Raw genomic sequence first — 6447 nt, forward strand, 5'->3', positions numbered from 1 at the left:
TTCGAGGATCTTCTCGCCCGAGCGGTCGGGCGCATCGTCGAAACCGTCGAGATCGAGCACCCACTGGTGCAGATCGGTGAAGCGGATCGTCTTCGGATCCACATCGGGAAACTTGTCGGCCAGCGCGATGGCAATCGCGCGCGAATCGGTCCATTTCATCGTCGCACCTCCTGATTCCGTAACGGGTCAGTGATTTTCTTTGGCGTGATTGATCGTGTACTTCGGAATCTCGACGACGAGATCCGAATTCTCCTCGACGATCGCCTGGCACGACAGGCGCGACTGCGGCTCCAGGCCCCAGGCGCGGTCGAGCAGGTCGTCCTCGTCTTCTTCGGACGGCGTCAGATCGTTGAAGCCTTCGCGCACGATCACGTGGCAGGTCGTGCAGGCGCACGATTTCTCGCAGGCGTGCTCGATCTCGATGCCGTTATCGAGCAGGTTGTCGCAGATGCTCTTGCCGGGCGTCGCATCGATCACCGCGCCATCCGGGCACAGTTCGACGTGGGGCAAAACTACGAGTTGGGGCATGTTGGTTCCGTGATTCGTCAATGGCGCGCGGGGCGCGCCGTCACGCATCGCGCCCGGGGGCACGATGCCGTTCGTTCTCAGATCTCGTCGAGCTTGCGGCCCTTGAGCGCGCGGCGGATGTTCTTGTCCATGCGCCGTGCCGCGAATTCGTCGGTGCCCTCGGCCAGTGCCTTGGTCGCCGCGTCGATCGCGTCGGTGTCGTCGCCGCCCGTGAGCGCGCGCAGCGCGGCGATCAACGTGTCGATCGCGGCGCGCTCGTCGTCGTCCAGCAGGTCGGGATCGACCACCAGCGCCGCCTCGGTCGCCTCGACCACGCGTTGCGCTTCGACCTGCGCTTCGCGCAGCGCGCGGGCGCGCATGTCGATGTCGGCCGTCTTGAAGCTGTCTTCGAGCATCTTGGCGACGTCGTCGTCGGCCAGGCCGTACGACGGCTTGACCACCACCGACGCCTCGACGCCCGAATGCTGCTCGCGTGCGAACACCGACAGCAGCCCATCCGCATCGACCTGATAGGTCACGCGAATCCGCGCCGCGCCAGCCGTCATCGGCGGAATGCCGCGCAGCTCGAAACGCGCGAGCGAGCGGCAATCGGCAACCAGTTCGCGCTCGCCCTGCACGACGTGGATCGCCATCGCCGTCTGGCCGTCCTTGAAGGTCGTGAATTCCTGCGCGCGTGCGACGGGAATGGTCGAATTGCGGGGGATGATCTTCTCGACCAGGCCACCCATCGTTTCGACGCCGAGCGACAGCGGGATCACGTCGAGCAGCAGCCAGTCGTCGCCGTTCGCGCGGTTGCCGGCCAGCAGGTCGGCCTGCACGGCCGCGCCGAGCGCGACCACCTGATCGGGATCGAGATTGACGAGCGGCGGCTGGCCGAAGAAGCGTTCGACCGCCGCGCGGATCACCGGCATGCGCGTCGCGCCGCCCACCAACACCACACCCTTGATGTCGGCCGGCGTGACCTGCGCATCGCGCAGCGCCTTGCGGGTGGGCGACAGCGTGCGCGAAACGAGCGGTTCGACCAGCGTGGCGAACGTATCGGCCGTGATGGTTTGCGCGATCACGGTGCCGGTCGACAGCGTCAGTTCGAACGCGGCCTGCGGCGCATCGGTCAGCGCTTCCTTGACGACACGCGAGCGGTCGAGCAGCGCACGCACGTCTTCGGCCGACAGGGCCACGCGCTCGATGCCGGCGTTCGCCAGCACGTGCGCGAACAGCGCGTGGTCGAAATCGTCGCCGCCGAGCGCCGAATCGCCACCGGCCGCCAGCACCTCGAACACGCCCTTGGTCAACTTCAGGATCGACAGGTCGAACGTGCCGCCGCCCAGGTCGTAGACGGCAAACAGGCCTTCCGAACCGTTGTCGAGCCCGTAGGCGATCGCGGCCGCGGTCGGTTCGTTCAACAGGCGCAACACGTTCAGCCCGGCCAGACGCGCGGCGTCCTTGGTGGCTTGGCGCTGCGCGTCGTCGAAGTAGGCGGGCACCGTGATGACCGCGCCGACCAGGTCGTCGCCGAGCGTATCTTCGGCGCGCTGGCGCAGCGTCGCCAGAATCTCGGCCGATACCTCGACCGGGCTCTTGACGCCGTCGATCGTGCGGATCTGCACCATGCCCGGCGCATCGACGAAATCGTACGGCGCGTTGGCCGCGTGCTCGACCTCGGCCTTGCCACGGCCCATGAAGCGCTTGACCGACACGATCGTGTTGCGCGGATCGCTGGCCGCCGCGTCCTTCGCGGCGTAGCCGATGCGGCGGCCGCCCTTCTCGAGATAGCGGACCACGGACGGCAGCAACATGCGGCCTTCGTCGTCGGGCAGCACTTCGGGCACGCTGTTGCGCACCGAGGCAACCAGCGAATTGGTCGTGCCGAGATCGATGCCGACTGCGAGGCGCCGCTGATGCGGCGCGGGCGCCATGCCGGGTTCGGAGATTTGCAGTAAAGCCATCGGTTTTATCGGTGAGGGGCGCATCGCCCCGCTTGCAACGCGCGCACCGCGACGGATCGCGGCGCGTGCGCGGTTAGTCTTCGAGACGCTCGATCTGCGTGGCCACTTCGGCGGCGACACGCTCGATGAACATCAGTTGCCGCACGGCTTCGGCCGCGCCCTGGTTCGAACCGCTGTCGAGCAGCGCCGCGAGCTTGTCGAGCCGCGCGCGCTTTTCGTCGCGCAACTCGCCGAGCAGCGCGTCGAGCGCGTCGACGTTCTTCGCGCCGGCCGCATCCTCGATCGCCTCGCGCCATTCCATCTGCTGCATCAGGAACGCTGGCTCCATCGCCGTGTTGTTCTCCGCGCCGACATCGACGTCGCGCAGCGACAGCAGATAGATCGCCCGCTTCAACGGGTCGCGCAGCGTTTGATAGGCCTCGTTCGCGCGCGTGGCCCATTGCATCGCGATGCGCTTTTGCGCGTCGCCGGCCGCGGCGAAGCGATCCGGGTGCACCTGCGACTGCACGGTGCGATAGGCGGTATCGAGCGCACCAGCGTCGAGCGCGAACTGCGTCGGCAGATGAAAGAGTTCGAAGAAGCTGTCTTTCAGCGAAATCATCGCGGTGCGTTCCAACCTGATCGTGAGAGCGGCGCGAGCCGCACAAGAAAAAGGCGGCCAGTGCCGCCTGTCGCCCGCATCGAGCGGAACCGGGTCAGATGCGGAACGACTCGCCGCAGCCGCACTCGTCCTTCACGTTCGGGTTGTTGAACTTGAAGCCTTCGTTCAAGCCCTCGCGCGCGAAATCGAGCTCGGTGCCGTCGATGTAGGCGAGGCTCTTCGGATCGACCACGACCTTCACGCCGTGGCTCTCGAACACCTGATCTTCGCCCGCCACGTCGTCGACGTATTCGAGCTTGTACGCGAGGCCCGAGCAGCCGGTCGTGCGCACGCCGAGCCGCAGGCCCAGCCCCTTGCCGCGTCGCGTCAGGTACTTCTGAACGTGTTGCGCTGCTTTTTCGGTCAGTGTGATTGCCATGATGTTCCTGGTCGCCCGCGCCACTCGCAGGCGTCTTCCTCGATGAACCCCGCCGCCGCGCCCGGGGCGCGGGCGGCGTACCGCGTGTCGTGAGCCTGAAGCGTGGGTACGCTCAGGCAGCAGCCTGGCCGTCTTCGGCCGTGGCGTCGTGACGCTTGCGATAGTCGGCCACGGCCGCCTTGATCGCGTCTTCGGCCAGGATCGAGCAGTGGATCTTCACCGGCGGCAGCGCCAGCTCTTCGGCGATCTGCGTGTTCTTGATGGCCAGCGCCTGGTCGAGCGTCTTGCCCTTGACCCATTCCGTCACGAGCGAGCTCGAGGCGATGGCCGAACCGCAGCCGTAGGTCTTGAACTTGGCATCTTCGATCAGGCCATCGGCGCCGACGCGAATCTGCAGCTTCATCACGTCGCCGCAAGCCGGCGCGCCGACCATGCCGGTGCCGACCGCATCGTCATCCTTCTCGAACGAGCCGACGTTACGCGGGTTTTCGTAGTGATCCAGAACCTTGGTGCTGTAAGACATGATGACTCCTTGATACGTTGCGTGTGCGCGGCACCGGCCGCGCGACCTTCGTTCAATGTGCGGCCCACTCGATCGTCGACAGATCGACGCCGTCCTTGTGCATTTCCCAGAGCGGCGACAGATCGCGCAGCTTGGCGATCTTCCCCTGCAGCAGGTTGATCACGTAATCGACGTCCTGCTCGGTCGTGAAACGGCCGACCGTGAAGCGGATCGAGCTGTGCGCCAGTTCATCGTTGCGGCCCAGCGCGCGCAGCACGTAGGACGGCTCCAGCGAGGCCGACGTGCAGGCCGAGCCCGACGACACGGCCACGTCCTTGATCGCCATGATCAGCGATTCGCCCTCGACGAAGTTGAAGCTGATGTTCAGGTTGTGCGGGACGCGCTGCTCCATGTCGCCGTTCACGTAGGTTTCCTCGATCTGCGAAAGGCCGCGCAGCAGCTTGTCGCGCAGCGCGCGCACGCGCTCGTTCTCGACCGCCATTTCCTCGCGTGCGATGCGGAACGCCTCGCCCATGCCGGCAATCTGGTGCGTCGCCAGCGTGCCCGAGCGCATGCCGCGTTCGTGACCGCCGCCGTGCATCTGCGCTTCGATGCGCACGCGCGGCTTGCGGCGCACGTACAGCGCGCCGATGCCCTTCGGACCGTACGTCTTGTGCGCCGAGAACGACATCAGGTCGACCTTCAGCGTGGCCAGATCGATCGCGACCTTGCCGGTGGATTGGGCTGCATCCACGTGGAAAACGATGCCCTTTTCGCGGCAGATTTCGCCGATCGTCGCGATGTCCTGCACCACGCCGATTTCGTTGTTCACGTGCATGACCGACACCAGGATCGTGTCGGCGCGCAGCGCGGCCTTGAACACGTCCAGATCGATCAGGCCGTCGGCCTTGACGTCGAGATACGTGACCTCGAAGCCTTCGCGTTCGAGTTCGCGGCAGGTATCGAGCACGGCCTTGTGCTCGGTCTTCACCGTGATGATGTGCTTGCCCTTGCCTTGGTAGAAGTGCGCCGCACCCTTGATCGCCAGGTTGTCCGACTCGGTCGCGCCCGACGTCCAGATGATTTCGCGCGGGTCCGCGTTGACCAGCGCCGCCACCTGCTCGCGCGCTTCTTCGACTGCGCGCTCCGCATCCCAGCCGTAAGCATGGCTGCGCGATGCGGGGTTGCCGAACTGCTCACGCAGATACGGCACCATCTTGTCGACCACGCGCGGATCGACCGGGGTCGTCGCGCTGTAGTCCATGTAGATGGGCAGGTGAGGAGTAGGGTTGTTCATCTGTCGCTCCGGGTATTCGTTCAATGCAGGGACATTCTTTTTAAATGCTGGATCTGGCGCCACGGCGTGCGGGCGTCAGGAACTCGCGATGTTGAACACCGAGTTCGGCCCGAGCGGCATCGCGCGCACGGGCTCGACGGGTGCAGCCGGTTCCGGCGCGCGGCGATCGCGCAGCACGGCGGGCGCCCCCTCGCGAGCGCGCTGCTGATCGACGAGATCCTGCAGCGACACCGAATCGAGGTATTCGACCATTTTCTGGTTGAGCGTCGACCACAGCTCGTGCGTCATGCAATGGCCGTCGGGCTGCTTGGTGCCTTCGCACGTGCCCTTGCCGCCGCATTGCGTCGCGTCGAGCGGTTCGTCGACCGCGATGATGATGTCGGCCACCGTGACATCCGCCGCGCGGCGCGCAAGATTGTAGCCGCCGCCCGGCCCGCGGACCGATTCGACGATCTCGTGCCGACGCAGCTTGCCGAACAGTTGCTCCAGGTACGAGAGCGAGATCCGCTGGCGCTGGCTGATGCCTGCAAGCGTCACCGGCCCCTGCTCCTGACGCAGTGCCAAATCGATCATCGCCGTGACGGCGAAACGGCCTTTCGTAGTGAGTCTCATAGTCGTAGGGGACAGCAATCTTGACGATTTTGGTCAAGTATAAATATCTGACGCTTTTAGTCAAGTATCCCTGTCCGGGGAAGGGGATTCAGTGAACGCTTCAGAAACGTGGCAACCGCCGGATCAAGCGCTCGCGCGGCCGCGCAGATCGGCGAGCAACCCCGCGCAGGCACGCTCGCACTGGTCGAGCACGCGCTCGAACCCGGCTGCGCCGCCAAAATAAGGGTCGGCCACTTCACGCTCATTCGCGTCGCCTGCGAACGCCATCAGCAGGCGGACCTTGTGTCGATGCTCGGGCGGGCTGCGGCGCTGCAATTCGGCCAGATTCGCCTCGTCCATCGCGAGCAGCAGATCGAAACGCGCGAAATCGGCTGCGCTCACCTGCCGCGCGCGCAGCGCCGACAGGTCGTAACCGCGCTGTTCCGCAGCCTGGCGCGCCCGCGCATCGGGCGCTTCGCCGACATGCCAGTCGCCGGTGCCGGCCGAATCGACCTCGATCACGTGATCGAGGCCCGCCGCGTTGACCTGCCGGCGCATCACGCC

Annotated in this window: 9 protein-coding genes; all 9 read right to left on the reverse strand. The window is 65.8% G+C overall.

All coding sequences use genetic code 11. From position 1 onward, the window contains the following. Positions 1-159: Fe-S cluster assembly protein IscX (gene iscX / locus ACYP33_RS04840; protein WP_459620187.1), on the reverse strand; the 159-nt coding region annotated here is incomplete at its 3' end. A gap of 27 nt (positions 160-186) precedes the next feature. Further along, positions 187-528: an ISC system 2Fe-2S type ferredoxin gene (fdx, locus tag ACYP33_RS04845; RefSeq protein ID WP_414442515.1), complete on the reverse strand. Its 342-nt coding sequence runs from the start codon at positions 526-528 to the stop codon at positions 187-189. Positions 529-605: 77 nt separating this feature from the next. Further along, positions 606-2474 (reverse strand): Fe-S protein assembly chaperone HscA, encoded by a 1869-nt coding sequence (hscA, locus tag ACYP33_RS04850; RefSeq protein ID WP_459620059.1) that lies wholly within the window; start codon positions 2472-2474, stop codon positions 606-608. A 73-nt stretch (positions 2475-2547) separates the two neighbouring features. Continuing rightward, entirely contained in the window at positions 2548-3075 is a 528-nt protein-coding gene (gene hscB, locus ACYP33_RS04855; RefSeq protein WP_459620061.1) for a Fe-S protein assembly co-chaperone HscB, read from the reverse strand. A 94-nt stretch (positions 3076-3169) separates the two neighbouring features. After that, positions 3170-3493 carry an iron-sulfur cluster assembly protein IscA gene (gene iscA, locus ACYP33_RS04860; RefSeq protein WP_206125547.1) on the reverse strand — a complete coding sequence of 108 codons (324 nt, stop codon included), beginning with the start codon at positions 3491-3493 and terminating at the stop codon, positions 3170-3172. A gap of 112 nt (positions 3494-3605) precedes the next feature. Beyond that, entirely contained in the window at positions 3606-4016 is a 411-nt protein-coding gene (iscU, locus tag ACYP33_RS04865) for a Fe-S cluster assembly scaffold IscU (RefSeq protein ID WP_414442518.1), read from the reverse strand. Between the two features lie 52 nt (positions 4017-4068). Then, positions 4069-5292, reverse strand: coding sequence for an IscS subfamily cysteine desulfurase (locus ACYP33_RS04870; protein WP_414442519.1), 1224 nt, complete (start codon positions 5290-5292; stop codon positions 4069-4071). Between the two features lie 75 nt (positions 5293-5367). Further along, positions 5368-5904 carry a Fe-S cluster assembly transcriptional regulator IscR gene (gene iscR, locus ACYP33_RS04875; protein WP_414442520.1) on the reverse strand — a complete coding sequence of 179 codons (537 nt, stop codon included), beginning with the start codon at positions 5902-5904 and terminating at the stop codon, positions 5368-5370. Between the two features lie 123 nt (positions 5905-6027). Next, the coding region (locus tag ACYP33_RS04880; protein ID WP_459620064.1) for a low molecular weight protein-tyrosine-phosphatase at positions 6028-6447 on the reverse strand (420 nt) is incomplete at its 5' end.

Source organism: Burkholderia sp. 3C, from assembly GCF_054589155.1.

What these genes read in the sequence shown, in the direction of transcription:
- fdx (WP_414442515.1), bottom strand. Translation starts at nt 528, where the DNA reads ATGCCCCAACTCGTAGTTTTGCCCCACGTCGAACTGTGCCCGGATGGC.
- hscA (WP_459620059.1), bottom strand. Translation starts at nt 2,474, where the DNA reads ATGGCTTTACTGCAAATCTCCGAACCCGGCATGGCGCCCGCGCCGCAT.
- hscB (WP_459620061.1), bottom strand. Translation starts at nt 3,075, where the DNA reads ATGATTTCGCTGAAAGACAGCTTCTTCGAACTCTTTCATCTGCCGACG.
- iscA (WP_206125547.1), bottom strand. Translation starts at nt 3,493, where the DNA reads ATGGCAATCACACTGACCGAAAAAGCAGCGCAACACGTTCAGAAGTAC.
- iscU (WP_414442518.1), bottom strand. Translation starts at nt 4,016, where the DNA reads ATGTCTTACAGCACCAAGGTTCTGGATCACTACGAAAACCCGCGTAAC.
- ACYP33_RS04870 (WP_414442519.1), bottom strand. Translation starts at nt 5,292, where the DNA reads ATGAACAACCCTACTCCTCACCTGCCCATCTACATGGACTACAGCGCG.
- iscR (WP_414442520.1), bottom strand. Translation starts at nt 5,904, where the DNA reads ATGAGACTCACTACGAAAGGCCGTTTCGCCGTCACGGCGATGATCGAT.